The sequence below is a fragment of the Streptomyces sp. NBC_00322 genome, assembly GCF_036147535.1.
Lineage (GTDB): Bacteria > Actinomycetota > Actinomycetes > Streptomycetales > Streptomycetaceae > Streptomyces.
In genome coordinates this window covers 8,473,515-8,491,732 of the sequence record NZ_CP108019.1, presented here as the reverse complement: position 1 = coordinate 8,491,732, position 18,218 = coordinate 8,473,515, and the positions used below count along the sequence as shown (strand labels likewise).

Sequence of the window (18,218 nt, the reverse complement as noted above, 5' to 3'; positions counted from 1 at the left end):
GGAGCCACCTTCCTGTCTGGCTCTCAGGTATGACGCGGCGTCGCAAAGCGAACCATTCAGCGGGGAACGCGGCGCCAAGGTGGTGCTGCAGTAGTGTCCTGAGTCTGGGGAAAGGTATGGAAGTGAAGTTCCCCCCGTGGCCTGGACAGCCTGATACTGGGACGGACGGTCCCGGAGGAAGCAGTTCCAGGTAGTGAGCAAGAAGAGCAACACGAGCAAGCGGTACACGCCCGAGTTCAAGCGCGACGCGGTCGCCTTGGTGCACTCGTCGGGCAAGACGGTCACCGAGGTCGCCCGGGAGATCGGAGTCAGCGCCGAGGGATTGCGGAACTGGGTCAACCAGGACAAGACCAACCGCGGCCAGGGGCCGGCGGGAGCATTGACCACGGCCGAGCGCGAGGAACTGGTGCGACTGCGTCGCAAGGTCCGTGAGATGGAGCAGACGATCGAGGTGCTGGGAAAAGCGACCGCCTTCTTCGCGAACCACAAGACGAAGTAGGCGTAGCCGCGCGCTACGCGTTCGTCGACGCGGAGAAGGTCGGCCCCACCTGCCCGGACGGTTACAGCGTCTCGCTGCTGTGCCGGGCCCTGAAGATCTCCCGCTCCGGCTACTACGCCTACCTCGCCGCACGTCCGAGCGCCGCCGCCAGGGCCCGCGAGGAGGACACGCTGGTCGCGGAGATCCGGCAGATCCACAGCGCCTCGCGCCATGCCTACGGGGCACCGAGGATCACCGCTGCCCTGCGCCGCCGGGGACGCCTGATCAACCGGAAGGTCGAGCGGCTGATGCGCGAGCACGACATCCGCGGGATCACCCGCCGCAAGCGCCGGAACCTCACCAAGGCCGACAGGAGGGCGGCACCGTCGCCGGACCTGGTGGGACGCGACTTCACCGCGGCCGAGCCGGGCGCGAAGCTGGTATCGGACATCACGTATCTGCCGACGCTGGCCGGCTGGTGGTATCTGGCGACCGTCATCGACCTGGCCACCCGCGAGGTGATCGGTTACGCGATGGCGGACCACCACCGCGCCGAGCTCGTCGCCGACGCGCTGGAAATGGCCGCCGGCCGCGGGGCCCTGAAAGAGGGATGCATCGCCCACTCGGATCGCGGCTCGGAATACACATCACATGAATACCGCACGCTGATACGGGAGTTGAAGCTGAGGCAGAGTATGGGCAGAACAGGCTCGTGTTACGATAACGCCGCAGCCGAAAGCTTTTTCGGATTACTGAAAGCGGAAATCGGGACCAGCGTCTGGGAGTCCCACGAAGCGGCCCGCGCCGACGTCTTCCGCTTCATCGAGGTCGAGTACAACCGCACCCGCCTGCGCAAGCACCCGGTGTACGGCTACGTCACCCCGCTCGAAACCAGAGCCCTGACGACCCACGACCTCACCCCCGCAGCGTAACCATCCGCTGTCCAGGATCAGGGGGGAACTTCACTCGTTAGCTTTACCCTTCAGATCGGTCTCCCGCGGCCCGTGCATAAAGGAACCCCTTATTTCTCGGGCCGAAGGGTGTATGCGTGTGGCGCACCCATCTCTTGCGCTAAATGTGCAGCTCAGGTCACGCATGAGGCGTACTGCCATGCTCCTGGGGCGGCCTCTAGTCCTTAAGAGCTACTGCTCGGGTTGGCTCTCCGGCGTGATTCTTTCCGGCCTCGATTTTTCTACGTTGGTTCTTCAAGGCCGTCACGGAATCGCGCGGCCACCGTCCAGGGAGGCCGCAGTGTCCCGAACGCCGCAGGAGATCTTCGAGGGTTACCTCTACGCCGGTGCCATGACCCGGAATGCCGATGCCCTTGCCGGGAACTTCACCGCGGACGGCGTCTTCGAGGCGCCGCTCATGCCCGCCGGCGCCACCTTCCCCAGGAGGTTGGTGGGGCGCGAGGAGATCCGTCGCGCGATGGCGGCGTACTACGAGCAACAGGTGAAGGACGACCGCTCGCCGAGCCTTGAGAAGTCCGGATACGTGCTGCACACCACCTCCGATCCCGACGTGTTCATCGCCGAGATCGACACGGTCTTCGACGGGGACGGAGATGACGTGGCTGTCTCGCTGGTACAGATTTTTCGCATCCGCGACGGGAAGATCGCTCGACTGCGTGACTACTTCGCGCCCGAGGTGATGAGCTGAGGACGTCCGAGCAGTTCCCGCCGCAACGATGCGCTGACCATTCGGCCGCTCCTTGGCCGGCGGCGACCCGTTCCCGGGCTGCCGCCATCAACGGGCTCAGGGCGGAGCAAGCTCTCCCAGGAGATCAGGTGTGAGCACAACGGAGCGGTCGCACTCGGACCGGCAGGATGAGTCTTGTTGCGTTGACCACCGCTCTCTTCCATGTCCCCAGGAGCGCAGTCGTCTCCGCTACCGCATCGGCATCTTCGGAACTGGTTCCAACAAGAATGACGAGTGACCACTTGGTTCCAAGAATCTTGGCAAATCAGTTCCAACAACCGTGTCACGCATAACGAGAACAGCCAGGCCAACACGTCTCGCCGGTTCCAACTATCGCGTCACGGCTCAAGAGCCTAAGGGCTTGCAGGGAATCAAGGTGTTGCTTCCCGTGCTGGAGCTCGTTGATGTGGTATGCGCATCCCGGACGAGGTTCGTGACCGACTCACTGTGAAATTCGCGGTGTTGTTCCCGCATCTGGACGAGCGACAGCGGCGGCTGATGATGGCTGCCGAGGCCCGGGTGCTCGGTCACGGCGGTGTTCGGGCCGTCGCGCGGGCGGCCGCGGTCAGCGAGACGACGGTCCGCAAGGGCGTATTCGAGCTGGAGGCCGGTGAGGAGCCCCTGGGGCGGGTGCGGCGGCCGGGAGGAGGTCGCAAACGGGTCGCGGAACTCGATCCGGGGCTGCGGCGGGCCTTGCTGGCGCCGGTCGAGCCGGATGTGCGGGGGGATCCGATGTCGCCGCTGCGGTGGACGCTGAAGTCGACCCGCGCACTCGCGGGGGAACTGACCCGGGCCGGGCACCGGGTCAGTGCGGACGCGCCGTTTGTGCCGGGACTACGAGACGCTGACCGCGACCAGCGAGGCGATGATCCTGTTCTCGATGATCACGCGGATGAGCCGCCGGCTGGCCCGGCCACGAGCCGACGGCCGGCGCTCGCCCCCGACGCCTCCTGGAGCAACCATCCGCGCTCGCCCAGGCGTTCGCCTTCGACCGCACTCCCTCGACCTTCGCCGCCACCGACGCCTCGATCCCGAGGGCCGCCGCGATGTCCTTGGCCCGCACCGGCTCGTGGCCCGGCCGGTCCTGAAGCACGTTCAGGATCCGCTGGTTGTCCAGCGAGAGCACCGACACCGACAGCCCCTCCCTCCAGGGCGGCACGACCGCTCCCGGCACCGACGCGGACACCGGCACAGGAGAAAGCACTTCCTCGCCTTCGGCCTCCGCCGCGGCGGTGGTCTCCTCAGCAGACGCGGCCAGGGCGTCGACGAGCTCTTCACGCGCGATCACCCGCCGGTCCCACTCGATCTCGGCGGCCTCCAGCGCCGCGGCCATACGGGCCGCTTCCTCCCGCAGGGCCTCCACCCGCTCACGGGCAGCCGTTTCCCGCGCCTCCAGCAACCCCAGCATCGACGCCATCGCGCACCCCTCGACGATCAAGCAGAAACAGAACGTCGAGACCATCCCTCACCCCGACCGAAACCATGCCTGACCAGCAGGAACTCAACGATCACATCCGGTTCAACAACGGCTTCTGACGGCAGCACAGGCACAGGCCACCTTGGTGATCACGGAGCGTCGCAACTCTGTGATCACCAAGGCCCGTGCCTGTTCCTGCTACGGGGGATCCCCCAACGCACCTGTCGGCGCGGTTTCTCAGGCGGGAAACCGGTCCAGCACAGCTCGGCAGGCAGATGCCGCATGTCGTTGCAGACGAGGACGGAGGGCGGCCGGTTCGGGCGGGTATCGGACGACCGTCAGGGCGCCGTCCACAGGCCCAGGAAAACCTCACCGCCTGGGGCCCGGGAGGGAAACGGGGCCGTGGACTGCCTGGGCCTGCCGCAAACTCAACGATCAAGTTCGGTAGGACAACGGCTACCAGTTGTCCAGGGCGGTGCGTTGGGGGCCCGCGTGAAATGACGAGGGCTGGATCTCGGGTTTTGACCGGACCGAAGGCCGAAGCCGAGGAGATAGAGAATCAAGCTCAGATCTCGTTCGCGGCAACGCTGGAGTGCTGGTCCTTGACGCGGGCAATGCGGGCAGCAATCCTGCTGGCCGCATGACGGATGTCAGGATCAGGATCCCCAACGCTGACCCGGTGGGCGAGGTCTGACAGAGCGATGATTGCGTCGTCGTGGCGGCTGTCGCTCATCATCAGCGCACCCCATACCCGCTCGCGGATCTCGGTATCGGGGTGTTCGGCGACCAGTGCCATCGCGGGCAGTGCAAGGCGGATGTCCGCGCCGCTGACGGCCCGTTCCTCGGTGACGGCCATGGCGGCACGGCAGACGTCGACGTCGGGGTCGAGGATGGCCACTGTCAGTGCGGGCTGGGCCACCCGCACGTCGTGGACATCGCGTGCCTGCTGGTGGAGCCGGGTGATGATCGCACGCCGGGGCTGCGGATCCGGTTCAGTCCACAACGGCCGGATGACAGCCCTCAGCCGGTCATCCGCCCGGTCCTGTGCTGCGGTACTCATATGGAGGTCAGCTCCGTTCGAGGAAAATCGTTGCCGATGTCTGTGCCGCGCGACGCGAGGGCCGCCAGGGCGGCGGCTGCTTCGCGGCTGGCAGCGAGCGACGCCCAGGAAGCGGCATCGGAGCCGGGTGTGTCGAAGGGATGCGCGGCCACTGCGGTCAGGCCCTCCACCAGGCAGCGTCCGTCCGCGCCCTGTGCCACGGCCAGCCGGGCGACCTCGGCGGCGGCGCGAGCACCGGGCCGGCCAGGGACGAGGAAGGCCGGCAGCCAGCGAGCCACCGAGGCCACCGACCTGCCGGCCTTCGCGATGTCACGCAGGCATTCCAGAGTCGCGTCGAGAGAGACCCGCCAGTCACCGCACAACAAGGTCCCCGCGATCGCCGGCACCGCTGCTGTTACGTCGGATCCGTTGCTGGCTGCGGCTGCCAACGCTCCCAAAGCGCTCCCCCGGCGTCGGCCGGCCAGGTGGTCGATCAGGATGCCAAGACCCTCGCGGGTTTGCACCCGAACGTGAGGTGCGAATCTGGGATGGAAGGCCGACTCGGATTCGAAACACCAGGCCGGGTCGAAGTCGTTGGCCACCAACCAATCCACCAAGGAAGGTGCGAGCTGCCCATACGAGGTGTCCATCACGCCCTCAACGGCGGCATAGACCAGCTCGCGTCGGCCGAGCACTGCTTCCAGCGCTGTGAAGTCGCCGCCGAGCCGTGCGCTGACCACGCCGAGACCGAACGCCGCCGCCTGCCGGGCCTGCCCACGGCGCTGGGACAACGCCTCCTGAAGTCCCGCCACGATGAATGCCGGATCGGCCACTGCGCCGACAGCCTGGCCCAAGGCCAGCGCGGCGTGCGTCCCGGCCGTGGCGTGCCACCAAAGGCCCTCCGATGGAAGACCGGATTTTTTGCGATGCTCGTCTGTCAGAGCGTCCAGTAGCGCCGGAACAGCCGCTTCGACGTTCGCGCCGGCAGCCGCGCATGCGGCCAAAGTCGCGATCGTCACGATGCGTACATCGGGTTCCGCGGAGGCGATGCAGGGATGGATCCCGTCGACGATTAGCTGGATGTTGCGCCCTCGTGGCCAGCGGCGCGTGCTCCCGGCGTAGATCGAACCCACCACCTGGAACAGTTCTCCCGTCCCCGTCCCCGCCGCCGACCGCACGGCCGCGGCGAATCCCGGCGAGTCCCCGCGCAGCCAGCAGCGATAGTAAAGGGGTTCGGTATCGCTGACGCGATCAACCGCCCATCCATAACCCGCTTCCGCCGCCGCGTTGATCAATTCGCGCCACAGCTCAGGCTCGCCGTCGCTGAACGCCTGGAGAATCACACGGCAGGCGCCGGGGTCACTCACGGCGAGACCTCGGACCTCCCGCCGTACGCCCGCACGCACCTCCTCGACCACCGCCCGGCTCCGATGGCTGCACAACGCTCGCAGCGCCGGTGCCAGACGGGGTGCGGCCTGCGACAACAAGCGGAGCGCGTCCGCAACGGCCGCGCGGACATCGGCGACCTTGCGCGACCGCAGAGCCCCCTCGATGTCGGCAACCGTGTCGTCCAATACCCTCGGATCGACGTGAGCAGGCTCCACATCACCAATGCCGGCGGCTTCGGCGCTTCCTTCCGTGCGCGCTTGTGCCACCGCTGCGGTTGCCGCCTCCATCCACAACCTCTGGCGGCCCGCCGACTCACAGTCGGCCCCAAGACGCGACACCAGTGGCCCCATGGCCGGCTCCTGCCAAGCCTCCGACGCAGCCCACGCCACCGCCGCAGCAACCGTCAACGCTTCGCTGCCACCCACGTCACACCGTCGAAGAGCTTCCTCGACAGCGGAGAGCCTGTCGGCGCCCAACAAGCGCTCATACAGTTCCCACGCCGCCGACCAGCCGCGACCACCATCTCCATCTCCCGGATCACCAGACATGACCGGCAGCCTAACCACCCCCACTGACACGCCACCGCCCACCGGAAATCCCCGCAACCACAGTTGAGTATTGGCTGCTCCCCGGGACTATCACGAATCAGGTGTACATCACTCGGTTGATGTAAGAAGCCGTATCTCAACCGAACGTGATCCGTTGATTTCTGCTGGTCAGGCATGGTGTAGCTCGGAATGAGAGAGACATCCGGCGTCTTGTTTCCGCTCCGTGAGCGAGGGGTGCGCGATGGCGTCGGTGCTGGGAATGCTGGAGGAGCGGGAGACAGCGGCCCGTGTGCGGGTGGAAGGGCTACGGGAGGAAGTCGCCCGGCTGGCTGAGGTGTTGGAGGCCGCCGAGATCGAGCTGGACCGGCGGGTGATCGCGCGGGAAGAGCTGGTCGAGGCCCTGGCAGCCTCGGCTGCCGAGACCACCGCCGGGACCGAGGCCGAGGAGAAAGCGGTGCTGTCGCTCGCGCCGGTGCCGGGCTCGACGGTGCCGCCCTGGCGGGAAGGGCTGCCGGTGACGGTTCTGGCGCCGGACTATCAGCGCATTCTGGGCGTGCTGGAACAGCAGCGATCCACGGGTCACGGACCGCTTCGAGCCAAGGAGATCGCGGTGGAGCTGGGCCTTGACGCGACGCCGGCGAAGGTCGAGGGGCTGCGGTCGAAAGCCCGGCGCCTGGCGGAGCGCGGGTGGCTCCTCCTGGAGGCGTCGGGGGCATTCAGTGCCGGCCGGCGGCCCGTGGCCGTCCCAGACGCCGGCTCATCCGCGTGACCATCGACCACCGGATCATCGCCTCGCTGGTGGCGGGCAGGGTCTCGTAGTCCCGGGCCAGACGGCGGGAGTTCATCAACCACGCGAACGTGCGCTCTGCCACCCAACGCCTCGGCAGGACCCTGCCATGTCGTCGGTGCGCTTGACGATCTCCAAGGTCAGGGCGAGTTTGTCCCGGCACCAGCCGACGAGGGAGCCGGTGTAGCCGCCGTCGGCCCACACGAGGGTGATGTCGCGGTGCAGACGGCGCAGCCGCATCAGCAGGCCCGCCGCGGCGTCCCGGTCGCCGATGTTCGCAGCCGTGACCGCGACGGCCAGGAGCAGGCCGAGGGTGTCGCTCACGATGTGCCGCTTGCGGCCCGGCACCTTCTTCCCGCCGTCGTAGCCGCGTGAGGCGGCCGGCACCGTCGCGGCGGCCCGCACCGACTGCGCGTCGATGATCCCCGCCCTGGGCTCGGCCTCACGGCCCTCGCGCTCACGGACCGTCCCGCGCAGCCGGTCGTGGAACTCGGCGATCAGCCCGTGCTCGCGCCAGCGGCGGAAGAATGCGTAGACCCGGGCCCATGCGGGGAAGTCCGAGGGCATCGCCCGCCACGAGATCCCGCCCGCGACCAGGTAGCGGATCGCGTCCAACAGCTGCCGGTGGCAGTAGCCCTCGGGCCGTCCACCCCGCCCCTGGAACCAGGCCGGCACCGGCAGCAACGGCCGGACGGCCGCCCACTCCGCGTCCGTCATGTCCGACGGATACCGGCGCACCCGGTCCGGATGGTCGGCCGCGTTGCCGTACACGTGCGCGAGGCAATCGCACGACACGGCGGGCGAGTTGAAGTCAACATGCTCGGGAACGTACAACAAAGACAACAGGGCCTCCGGGAACCACTCGGAATGGGATCGCACCCCCGAGCTACCTGGAGGCCCTGCTTTCACGCGCGGAAACCGCCGCAGTCACCCGATCGAGACTCCCGTTCGATCGACAGCCTTCGAGATCGGTACGGGCAACAACCACTTACGTGTCGGGATGCCCCGGCAGGGCGAGCCAGTCCGACCAGGAGATCTCGCGGCCGAGGAAGCGCGGCTGCTCGAACGGCCAGTCGGCGGCGATCCACTGCGGCACCAGCCCGTCGAGGGCCTGCTCGACCTTGCTGCCCACCAGCTCGTCCACCACCCACCAGGAGATCTCGCCGTCCGCGCCGGCCCTCTCCGGTGGGTCGATGTAGACACAGCCGAGCAGAGCTGTCTCCGCCGCGTCGAACAGCGCGTAGTTGAAGGACTGGTGTGCGGCGATCTCCTTCTCGTGCCGCAACAGGTCGGCCTGGTCGGCCTCGTAGGTCATGGTGGCCGCGGGCCAGCCCCAGGCCGGGCCGAAGATGGTCCACAGCCGCTCGCGCGAACCCATCACAGCCGGATAGTCGAGCGGGGTGTCCGCCTCCCGGATCGGCCGCAGGTGATGGCCACCGCCCGGCAGCGGTACCAGGACGGGGTGGACGAAGTCATCGGGAAGCCAGCTCATGGCGCCCGACCGTAGCAGCGCGCGGCCGTCCGTTCCCCTGGATTTTCCCCGTATACCGCCAGGCCCTGCTCTCATGCCGGGCAGGGCCCGCGATCACCCGATCGAGACTCCCGTTCGATCGACAGACTCCATGATCGGTATGGCAACGGCTTCTAAAGGTTTCTGGTTGATCTGACTGGCCTACGCTCGTTCGGCCGAGAGTCTGCCGTCGAAGGCGATGTCGAAGGCGTTCATCGCGTCCTTCCAGCGGTTGGACCAGCGTTGGCGTCCGCGGCCGGTGGGGTCCAGGGCGAGCGTGGTCAGGTAGAGACGTTTGAGGGCAGCGGTCGCGTTGGTGGTCGAGATGATCTTCCTGATCGGGGGCGATTTACCCCGTGATCTTCATCGACGCGATCCACGTGAAAATCAGGGACGGTGCCGTCGCGAACCGCCCCGTCTACGTCGCCCTCGCAGTCACCACCGAGGGCCGACGCGAGATCCTTGGGCTGTGGGCCGGCGACGGCGGAGAAGGAGCCAAGCACTGGCTGCACATCCTCACCGAGATCAAGAACCGCAGCGTTGGCGACGTCCTCATGCTCGTCTGCGACGGGCTGAAAGGACTTCCCGACCTTGATGCTCCTATCGTTAGTCAAGCGGCAGAGAGCCAGCTGCGATAGGAGTCGGCGAAGGTGTCATCACGGCGAAGGCCCCGTTCGATGTTGGAGATGACGGCGGGCCAGACTCCGAAGTGGTTCGCTGCGGCGGTGAGCGTGATGTTCTTGGCCTGGCGGGCGGGCCTGAGGTCCGCGATCTCGGGGACTTCGACTGTGGTGGTCAAGAGGCGGAACACCTCCCGGGCGATGGCACGTTTGAGGAGCCGGATGATCTCCTTCTTCGTCCGGCCGGCCTTGGTTTGACGCTCCACGCAGTCACGGGTGCGCTGGTCGCGGCGCATGCGGACGAGCGCAATGCGGTAGAGGGCCCCATTCGCCGCGCGGCCACCGCCGCGCGAGAGCCGGTGACGGTTGGTCTTGCCGCTGGAGGCCGGAACCGGGGCGACACCGCATAGGGCGGCGAAGGACGCTTCGGTGCGCAGGCGGGCGGGGTTGTCACCAGCGGTGATCAGCAGTTGCGTAGCGGTGTCGGGACCGACGCCGTAGGCGGCGCGCAGGCCGGGGTTGAGCCCCGTGACCAGACTGTCTAACTCCTCGGTCAGAGTGGCGTGTTCGGCGGTCAGACTCTGGACGCGTCGCGCGAGCGTGCGCAGGGCGGTCAGGATCGGAGCGTGGACGGGATCGCTGCTGACCCGGAGCCGGACCAGGGCGTCGATGCGCTTGTCACCCCGCAGCACCTCGTACTTCGCGCGGATACTCTCGGGCGCGCTGATCAGGATGTGTCCGATCTGGTTCACCGATGCCGTACGGGCCTTGATCGCGGATCGTGCCGCGTTGTGCAGAGCCCGGATCCCGGCGACGGCATCGCCTTTGGGGGCACTGGTGGCCCGTCCGGACATGACCGCACGAGCCGCGGCATAGGCGTCGATCGGATCGGACTTGCCGATCCTGCGACGCTCGGCCTTGTCCGGCCGGTTGACCTCGACCACGGTCAGACCGGCCTCGCGGGCCGCGTGCGTGAACCCCGACCCGTAGGAGGACGTGCCCTCCACACCGACGGCGGCAACGGTGCCGTGAGCAGCCAGGAAAGCCAGCGGCGTCCTCTTCGAAGGCGATGACCTGGGGAAGTGGCTGAAACGGCAGAAGCAGCCGAGCACCTGGGCGCAACTGTCCACCGAGCAGCAGGAGCGGCTGTCCCAGCTGGGCGTACAGCCCGCTGAGGCACCCTCCCCCCGCTCCCACCGCCAAGAGCACGCCGGGCAAGGCGCAGGCGGCCTTCCAGCGAGGCGTGGCGGCCCTGGCGCAGTACATCGCGCGGGAGGACGCCGACAAGCCGGTACCGCGCGGGCACCTCGAACCGATCATGGTGGAGGGCCAGGAGGAGCCGGCGGAGCACCGGCTCGGCGTGCGGGTCTCGAACACCAAGAGCCGCCGGGACAAGCTCACCCAGGAGCAGCGCACCGCCCTCGCAGAGCTGGGCGTGAAATGGGCGTGACACCGGCAGCGGCTGTTCGTTGACCCAGCCGGACACACCAGAGCACAGAGAGACCCCGGGTCGTCATGGTCCCGGGGTCTCGTGCCGTCAGGTGCCGTGCAACACGGTGGTAAACGCGCCCACCGAAGCCGTCCGAGCGTGACGCGCTGGAGACCGAGGGTGCCGTCCTCGGCGTCGATGAAGTCGTCGGCGTCTTCGAGGCCGGCGCATTCATAGGCGAAGGTGACGTAGGAGTCGAGATCGCGGGGGTGCATGTCTCTTCTCAGTGAAGTTGGTCGCTGTGGTTGCCGCTGACTTGGGTGGACTGGATTGAGTGAGACATCCATCACGGTCCGGCTGACCCACCTGGCGCCGAGCTGCCCTTCGACAGCGTGGGCCGACAGCAGAACGTCAGTGGGTGAGTGTCGCGTCGAGCCGTCCGCGGCCCTCCTGCTGACGCCCGGTTCGCGATCGTCTGCGCGCCCCCGTTTGCCAGGCCGATGCCTCCCACAGAGCCGCCCTTCGCCGGGCGTGGGCCGAGCGGGCGGACGTAGCGTCCCGCCAGACGGCGTCTCGGCCGGTCCCGAAGACGGCGTCAGCGACATAGCGACGGACAGCGTGAAGGAGAGTACGTGACCGATCAGACTGCCCGTCGAGCTCCGGATCGGGTCGCCAACTCCAGCCTCCTCGTGCACACCGAGGGAGTGGACGACAGAGGAGTCGTCCAGCACGAGCTGATAGATCTCCGCCTCTCGCCCGGCCACTGGGGCGCGTTCGGACGGAGTCTGACTGGCCGGTGGAAATCTCGGATAACCCTCACGGGGCAAGGGATTCTTCGATATCAGTGGTTCATGCCTGAGCCCATTACGCTGGCCGCCATCTCGCTTGCGGGGATACCGGTCGTTGCCACATTTCTGCTCGATCGCGTCGGATCTGTGTTGGATCGTCGGCGTGGCGAGAGGAACTTTCCGATTGTGCGAGAGCCATCGCCGCAGCAGCGGGACGAGCTTGAGGAGCTGCACGGGACGCTCAGCGGGGTGATTACGCGGCCAGCCGCTGAGGTGAGGGGCGACGCTGACGCGCTGGCGGCGATGGAGCGGGCGCGGACGTTGCTTGAGCATCTTCATGACCGGCAGATTGACTTTGAGGGTGAGAAGCGGGCGCCGTCGAAGTATCGGATCAGAGCCGTTGTCGAGGTTGAGGAGCTCAGGGACGGGGCTGTGGGGGTCCGGCTGGGTGAGGTGCGGTCGTCAGCGAGCATTGATTCGCAGGTCAAGGCCAAGTCGGCGGACGGGCCGGTTACCGGCGTGCAGATCGACTCGCTCGAGTGATACGCCGAGACGAACTGCTATTCGAGCATCTTCTGGACGAGCATCTCACTGGGGATCTTGTCCGGCGGGACTGGCTCTTGGGTCGGCTCAAGGAGCTCCTGGACGCGCCGCGTATCCGCTTCATCGTGCTCGAGGGGGTCGCGGGGACTGGGAAGAGTACGTTCCTCGCATCACTGGCGCGGGAGCCGGGGATCAATCCTCGCTATTTCATCCGGCGCGACAGTATCGCGCCGTTGTCGTCGGGAGACGGGCGGGCGTTCCTAGTCCGCGTGGGGCATCAGATCGCGGTGCTGCGTCCCGAGTTGATGGATCTGGACCTGGCCGTGAGCGCGACGATGGAGGTCGAGCAGGCCGATGACCTGATCGGCGTTGAGATCGGGAGGCTGGTCGTGTCGTCCTTTCGTAGGACGGCCTTCGAGACCAGGCAGTCGGCGGCGCAGGCCGGGCAAGTGATCGCGGTCAGGATCGGGGAGCTGATCGACGACCTGTCACGGACCAGCCTGGCTGATCTGACCAGGCAGGCGCTGATCGAGCCGGCGGCGCGGCTGGCGGCTGCCGATCGGTCGGCCTCGATCGTGCTGCTGATCGACGGACTGGACGAGATCGGTGCGGCCACGGGCTGGACCGGCGGCGAGGACTCGATTGTCGACTGGCTCACCGATTGTGCGGAGCTGCCGGAGAACCTGCGGGTGGTGGTGACGACCCGCCCGCTGCCACTGGAGCAGTTCTACCGGCGCCAGCAGGACCGGTGCGCGCGGATCAGCCTGGACGGGCACCGCCAGCAGATCGAGGACGATATCGCAGAGTACGCCGCGTTCGTCCTCGCCCAGGCCGGGATCACCGGACACCCCGGGCTTGACCGCGAGGTGGCGCGCAAGGCCGACAACGTCTTTCTCTACGCCGCGCTCTGGGCCAAGACGGTCCCCGACCTGCTCGAACCGCAGAGCCTCCCCGACGGCCTCGACGATCTCTACGAGTATCTGGTCGGCCAGGCGCGCCGGGCCTCGGGACGCCGCGTCCCCGGCAAGAGGGCGGGAGACAGCCACTGGAAGGCTTACTACCAGCCCCTGCTGGCCACCCTCGCGATCGCTTTCACCCCGCTGCCGCCGCAGAGCTTGGCGCGGTATCTCGGGTTCCCCGCCAGCTCTCCGGACTTTCTCGCGGCCGTCCTGGAGGACCTCGGGCCGATTCTGCGCGTCAACCACGACCAGGTCAGGTTTTGCCACGGGAGCCTCGCGGACTTCCTCACCACCCCGTCCAGGCAGGAGTATTGGAGGGTGCAGCCCTCAACAAACCACCTTGAACTGGCACGAAGCCTTATCGGCCTGCACGGCCACGACTGGGCGTCCTGCGAGGACGTCTACGCGCTGACCTACACGGCCAGACATCTGGTCGCCGCGCTTGAGGAGGACGTCCCCGAAGCCCTCGACCCGCTCGTGGGCCTGCTGGCAGACGTGCCATTCGGCCGGGCGAAGGCACGGCACGCCGAGGTCGGTTTCGGGAGCCTGGTCACCGACCACGTCGCCGCCTGGACGGTCGTGCCGGACCGGCGGGATGAGCTGGCCCGCGGGCTTGCCCGGGTCGTCATCACCCTCGAGGCACACGATCAGCTTCGCGACACACTCGGTTACCGCACCGACGGCAGAGAGCTGCACGAACGCGTCCTGCCACTGCTGGGCGATGAAGACCTGCTGCGGGAACACGCAGCCCCGGACCGTCAGCAGGCGCTCGCCCTGGTCGCGGCGCACTCCGAGTCCGCCCGGATCCGCCGCCTGGGCGGCGCGGCCAACCTGGAACGAGCGGGCGAAATCCTGCGCCGCCTCGTCTCGGCCGACGTCTCCGGCGACGAGGAGCCGGGCAACCTCTCGGCGATCTTTTACGACTTCGCCTACCTCGAGTTCCTCCTCGGCGACGCCGAAGCGGCGCGCTCGTGGTTCCACCGCTCCATCGAGGTGGACGAGCGCCGGGGCAACACCAAGGGCCTCTACATGACGACGTCCGCACTGCGCCGCCTGGAGTTCCACCTCAGCGAGCTGACACCCGACGCGTACCAGGCCTTCTTGGACGAGGCCGAAGCCTTCTTCAGCGGCCTGGGACCCGATGCCCAAGGCGAGCGCTGGATCATGACCCTGACCTTCCACCGCCTGGAACTCGCCCTAGCGACGGATGACCCGGCCCTGGCCGACGCCCAACTGGCCGCACTCGAGGACAACACCTGGCTACGCGACTACGGCCGTACCGACGACCGCGCCAAAGACGACCTGATCACCATCGCCCGAGCCAGAACGGAGTTGGCCAGGCAGAACTGGACCGAGGCCATCCCCCTGTTCGAGCAGCGCCTCGGCGAAGACCTCGACGGAGACCCGGATCACCGCGAGGAAATGGCCCGCGACCTGTACGACTACGCCACTGCCATGGTCGGCGCGGGCCGCCCTGACGACGCCCAGCGCGTGCTGGCCGTGGCGTCCGATCTTCCGGACGGCACCGGAGCCTGGCTCTGGAAGCCTCGCATCCGCGCCCTCCGGGACACCTTGGAGTAGCCAGATCATCGCCGACCGCGCCTACCACCGCGGGATCGAAATCCATCAGCAAGGGTCGGCCCCGCTCCAGCCACGACTCGAAGCCGACATGCTGCCCGGTCGTCACCGCCCAGTACCAGCCCTCGAAGTGAGGCTCGCCCCTCGACCAGCGAAACGAACGCACCGGACGCTCGCGTGCAGCATCCACGTACGACAGCTCGACGTACGGCCACGCACGATCCGCCCCAGCCGATACAGCCACCTAGTAGGACTCCGTTACGTCCGTCTGTCGGTCCTAGTCGGGGGCATGTGTAGGGGTGTGGATGCACATGAAGTGAACCGTGCTCGGGCGAAGTTGGCGTTATTCGTGGCTGATGTGTTCGCCTCGGTACCGCGGAAGGACCAGCGGGCCAAGAGTGACTGCTATCTGCGGGGTCTGATGCTGGACGGGCGGCGTAAGTCGATCCAGCCGATGGCGGAGCGGCTGCCGGACGGCAATGAGCAGAACCTGCAGCAGTTCGTGAACCAGTCGACGTGGGATCCGGTGCCGGTGCGTCGGCGGATCGCGCAGCGGATGGTGACGCAGGTCGGCCCGGACGCCTGGGCGATCGATGACGTGTCGTTCCCCAAGGACGGCCGGATGTCGGTGGCGGTCGCGCCCCAGTACTGCGGAGCGCTCGGCAAGCAGGCGAACTGCCAGGTCGCGGTGAGCGTGCACGCGGTCTCCGACACGGCGTCGTGTCCGCTGCAGTGGCGTCTGTTCGTGCCTGAGGAATGGGCGGCGGATTCCGTCCGTCGGCGCAAGACGGGGATCCCGGAGGAGATCGGGCACCGGGAGAAGTGGCGCCTGGCCCTGGACAGCATCGACGAGCTGGCCGAATGGGGCCTCGTCCCGCCGGTGCTGGTGGCCGACGCCGGCTACGGGCAGAACGCCGACTTCCGTGACGGGCTGGAGCGTCGGGGCATCGGCTACGTGGTGGCGGTCCGCTCAGATGTGACCGCTCACCCGCACGATGCGGTGCCTGCGGTCCCGCCCTGGTCCGGCAACGGACGCAAGCCGCAGCCCCGTTACCGCGACAAGCCGTCCCCGGTCGCCTCGCTCGCGGCCGGCCACGGGCGACAGGCTTTCACCGAGGTGACCTGGCGGGAGGGCTCTCGAGGCCGGATGCGCTCGCATTTCCTGGCCCTGCAGGTACGGCCGGCCGGCATCAAATCCCGCCGCCTCGCCCGGGCCGCCGCCGCAGACCCAGGCAGCTGGGACGGCGTCCTGCCCGAGGTGACGCTGCTGGTCGAATGGCCCGCGGGCGCCGAGGCACCCACCGATTACTGGCTGTCCAATCTGCCCGACACACACTCCCTCGCCGAGCTGGTCCGCCTCGCAAAGATCCGCTGGCGCATCGAGCACGACTACCGGGAACTCAAGCACGGCCTCGGCCTGGACCACTTCGAGGGCCGTTCCTGGAACGGCTGGCACCACCACGTCACCCTGGTCACCGCCGCCCACGCGTTCCTCACCGAACAGCGCCTGGCCCCAAAAGCCGATACAGCGGACTCACCCTCTACCAGATCCTCGACACCATCCAGGACCTGCTGAACTGCTGGACCGGCACCTGCACCACCTGTCACCGCCCCCTGCCCAACAAGAGGCCACCAAGATCAAGACAGACCTAACGGAGTCCTACTAGGGCCTGTCTGACAAACACCGCGTGGTTCCGTGGAGTTAGAGGATCAACGAAACCAGGGTGCGTCCGGCGGAGTAGCGTGGCGATCATGGTGGACTGGGATATTCGGCCAGCGTCGGTGGTGGACGTCGAGGCGGTGGCCGAGTTGCGTGCCCTGGTGCTGCGGGATGACCTGGAGCGGCTCGGGCGGTACGACGAGCAGCGGGTGCGGCAGCGGCTGCGGGACGAATTCGACCCGACGCACACCTGGGTAATCGAGGTGGGCGACGCTTTCGCCGGCTGTGTGGCGCTGCGACAGGCTGAGGACGCCCACTGGCTGGAGCACTTCTACCTGGCTCCGCATCTGCAGGGCAGGGGCATCGGTTCGGATGTGCTGCGCGGGCTGCTGGAGCGATGCGACCGCGACGGCGCCCTTGTCCGGCTGAACGTGCTGCAGGGCAGTTCGGCCCGGCAGCTGTACGAGCGGCATGGGTTCACACTCGAGACCGAGGATCCGGTGGACGTATTCATGGTGCGCAAGCCGGCCTAAGAACCGGCCGGTAATCGTTCATGTCGGGCTCACGCAGCCACAGCATGAGTGAGGCGAGGTGAAGTCCAGCGAGGTAGCGGGCGGCCAGCTTGTCGAAGCGGGTGGCGATGGCTCGGAACTGCTTGAGTCGGCTGAAACAGCGTTCGACGACGTTGCGGGCCTTGTACAGCTCGCGGTCGAAGGCCGGTGGTCTGCCGCCCGCCGATCCGCGGCGTACGCGGTTCGCCTTTTGGTCCGCCCGTTCCGGGATGACTGCCGAATGCCCCGGTGCCGCAGGCCCTGTCGGATCGCGCGTGAGGAATACGCCTTGTCGGCGATGACCGCATCGGGCCTGCGACGTGGTCGCCCGGGGCCGGTCCGGGGCACCCGCAGCGTATCCAGGACCGTGTCAAAGACGGTGGAGTCATTGACGTTGCCACCGGTGACAACGACAGCCAGGGGCAGGCCCCGGCCGTCGCAGGCGAGATGCACCTTTGTGGTCAGCCCGCCGCGTGACCGGCCGAGCCCCTGGCCAGCCGCCGCACGTGCCTGATCTTCCAGTTCGTCCCCCGCCGCCGCCCCCTTTTGCGGGCCCCGGCGGCGTGCTGGTGGGCTCGGCTGATGGTGGAGTCGACCGACACGGTCCATTCCACCGCTCCGACGGAGTCGTCCCGGACCTGGGCGCGCTCCAGCAGGCGGCCCCAGGTTCCGTCCGCCTCCCAGCGGGCGAACCGTTCATACACAGTCTGCCACGGCCCATACCGTTCCGGCAGGTCACGCCACGGCGCACCCGTCCGCAAACGCCACAACACCCCGTTGATCACCTGCCGGTGGTCCCGCCAGGGACGACCCCGCCCGTCCACACCCGGCAACAGCGGAACTATCCGATCCCACGCCGCATCCGTCAGCTCACCACGACCCGCCACAAGATCAATTATCAGACAGGCCCTAGCGCCCCCCAGATGCGATCGCCCGCGCGACTAGGTTCGCTGATACGAAAGCCAAAGCGACTGGGTTCGCTGAGCAAACGCCTCGATTGGATGAGAACAGACAGTGCAGCAGTCGGCCGCCGATCGTCACGCTGGCCTTCTCAGGGCTACCGACGGAATTCGCCTACCTGCGGTTTTGGGAGCTGAGCCTGTGAACGCCCCATAACGAAGCCGTCGGATTCCCTGGAGAGGGCCGCCGGAGCACCCAGTGCCGTGGCTCGTTGTGCGGTGGTCTGCCCGGCCACTGAGCCGTCCGAGTAACTGCGCCACACCG

14 protein-coding genes and 6 pseudogenes are annotated in these 18,218 nt (G+C 67.6%); 11 read left to right on the top strand and 9 right to left on the bottom strand.

Annotated features, from left to right (window positions below):
- Positions 1–193 precede the first annotated feature (193 nt).
- The 4 genes and pseudogenes from OG905_RS38615 to OG905_RS38600 all read left to right on the top strand — a co-directional run.
- Entirely contained in the window at positions 194–499 is a 306-nt protein-coding gene (locus tag OG905_RS38615; protein ID WP_267002932.1) for a transposase, read from the top strand.
- Between the two features lie 56 nt (positions 500–555).
- Positions 556–1,410: pseudogene (locus OG905_RS38610) on the top strand (IS3 family transposase); the annotation flags it as partial.
- A 319-nt stretch (positions 1,411–1,729) separates the two neighbouring features.
- Positions 1,730–2,137 (top strand): nuclear transport factor 2 family protein, encoded by a 408-nt coding sequence (locus OG905_RS38605; protein ID WP_328681888.1) that lies wholly within the window; start codon positions 1,730–1,732, stop codon positions 2,135–2,137.
- Between the two features lie 450 nt (positions 2,138–2,587).
- Positions 2,588–2,992: pseudogene (locus OG905_RS38600) on the top strand (ISAzo13-like element transposase-related protein); the annotation flags it as partial.
- Here OG905_RS38600 and OG905_RS38595 read toward each other — a convergent pair.
- The 3 genes from OG905_RS38595 to OG905_RS38585 all read right to left on the bottom strand — a co-directional run bounded on the left by OG905_RS38595 (position 2,982) and on the right by OG905_RS38585 (position 6,569).
- Positions 2,982–3,593 (bottom strand): hypothetical protein, encoded by a 612-nt coding sequence (locus OG905_RS38595; RefSeq protein WP_328682858.1) that lies wholly within the window; start codon positions 3,591–3,593, stop codon positions 2,982–2,984. The pseudogene OG905_RS38600 and the gene OG905_RS38595 overlap by 11 nt on opposite strands.
- A gap of 565 nt (positions 3,594–4,158) precedes the next feature.
- Positions 4,159–4,653 (bottom strand): hypothetical protein, encoded by a 495-nt coding sequence (locus OG905_RS38590; protein WP_328681886.1) that lies wholly within the window; start codon positions 4,651–4,653, stop codon positions 4,159–4,161.
- Complete coding sequence (locus tag OG905_RS38585; protein ID WP_328681883.1) at positions 4,650–6,569, bottom strand: hypothetical protein; 1,920 nt, start codon at positions 6,567–6,569, stop codon at positions 4,650–4,652. Before OG905_RS38585 ends, OG905_RS38590 begins: the two co-directional genes overlap by 4 nt.
- Positions 6,570–6,810: 241 nt before the next feature.
- Here OG905_RS38585 and OG905_RS38580 point away from each other — a divergent pair, with 241 nt between their 5' ends.
- Positions 6,811–7,338, top strand: a complete 528-nt coding sequence (locus OG905_RS38580) for a hypothetical protein (protein ID WP_328681881.1) — start codon at positions 6,811–6,813, stop codon at positions 7,336–7,338.
- On the opposite strand, the gene OG905_RS38575 is transcribed toward OG905_RS38580, so the two are convergent.
- From OG905_RS38575 to OG905_RS38560, 4 genes and pseudogenes are all read right to left on the bottom strand, one after another.
- Positions 7,286–7,519 (bottom strand): transposase, encoded by a 234-nt coding sequence (locus OG905_RS38575; RefSeq protein WP_328681879.1) that lies wholly within the window; start codon positions 7,517–7,519, stop codon positions 7,286–7,288. The genes OG905_RS38580 and OG905_RS38575 overlap by 53 nt on opposite strands.
- Positions 7,414–8,127: an IS5 family transposase gene (locus OG905_RS38570; protein ID WP_328681877.1), complete on the bottom strand. Its 714-nt coding sequence runs from the start codon at positions 8,125–8,127 to the stop codon at positions 7,414–7,416. Before OG905_RS38570 ends, OG905_RS38575 begins: the two co-directional genes overlap by 106 nt.
- A gap of 217 nt (positions 8,128–8,344) precedes the next feature.
- Positions 8,345–8,848, bottom strand: a complete 504-nt coding sequence (locus OG905_RS38565) for an N-acetyltransferase (protein ID WP_328681876.1) — start codon at positions 8,846–8,848, stop codon at positions 8,345–8,347.
- Between the two features lie 180 nt (positions 8,849–9,028).
- Positions 9,029–9,205: pseudogene (locus tag OG905_RS38560) on the bottom strand (IS256 family transposase); the annotation flags it as partial.
- Between the two features lie 8 nt (positions 9,206–9,213).
- On the opposite strand from OG905_RS38560, the pseudogene OG905_RS38555 reads away from it, so the two are divergent.
- Positions 9,214–9,459, top strand: a pseudogene (locus OG905_RS38555) (transposase); the annotation flags it as partial.
- Between the two features lie 17 nt (positions 9,460–9,476).
- Here OG905_RS38555 and OG905_RS38550 read toward each other — a convergent pair.
- Positions 9,477–10,568: pseudogene (locus tag OG905_RS38550) on the bottom strand (IS110 family transposase); the annotation flags it as partial.
- 161 nt (positions 10,569–10,729) lie between these two features.
- On the opposite strand from OG905_RS38550, the gene OG905_RS39280 reads away from it, so the two are divergent.
- The 5 genes from OG905_RS39280 (at position 10,730) to OG905_RS38525 (ending at position 16,976) form a co-directional block, all read left to right on the top strand.
- Positions 10,730–10,936 carry a hypothetical protein gene (locus tag OG905_RS39280; protein WP_443044044.1) on the top strand — a complete coding sequence of 69 codons (207 nt, stop codon included), beginning with the start codon at positions 10,730–10,732 and terminating at the stop codon, positions 10,934–10,936.
- 611 nt (positions 10,937–11,547) lie between these two features.
- The gene (locus OG905_RS38540; RefSeq protein WP_328681874.1) at positions 11,548–12,246 is read left to right on the top strand and encodes a hypothetical protein; all 699 of its coding nucleotides are present in this window, start codon (positions 11,548–11,550) and stop codon (positions 12,244–12,246) included.
- Between the two features lie 269 nt (positions 12,247–12,515).
- Complete coding sequence (locus OG905_RS38535; protein WP_328681873.1) at positions 12,516–14,786, top strand: hypothetical protein; 2,271 nt, start codon at positions 12,516–12,518, stop codon at positions 14,784–14,786.
- A gap of 298 nt (positions 14,787–15,084) precedes the next feature.
- Positions 15,085–16,359 (top strand): IS701 family transposase, encoded by a 1,275-nt coding sequence (locus OG905_RS38530; protein WP_328665437.1) that lies wholly within the window; start codon positions 15,085–15,087, stop codon positions 16,357–16,359.
- Positions 16,360–16,535: 176 nt separating this feature from the next.
- A complete protein-coding gene (locus tag OG905_RS38525; RefSeq protein ID WP_328681870.1) occupies positions 16,536–16,976 on the top strand; it encodes a GNAT family N-acetyltransferase in 441 nt (146 codons plus the stop codon).
- Here OG905_RS38525 and OG905_RS38520 read toward each other — a convergent pair.
- Positions 16,954–17,881 (bottom strand): annotated as a pseudogene (locus tag OG905_RS38520) (IS5 family transposase). The gene OG905_RS38525 and the pseudogene OG905_RS38520 overlap by 23 nt on opposite strands.
- Positions 17,882–18,218 lie beyond the last annotated feature (337 nt).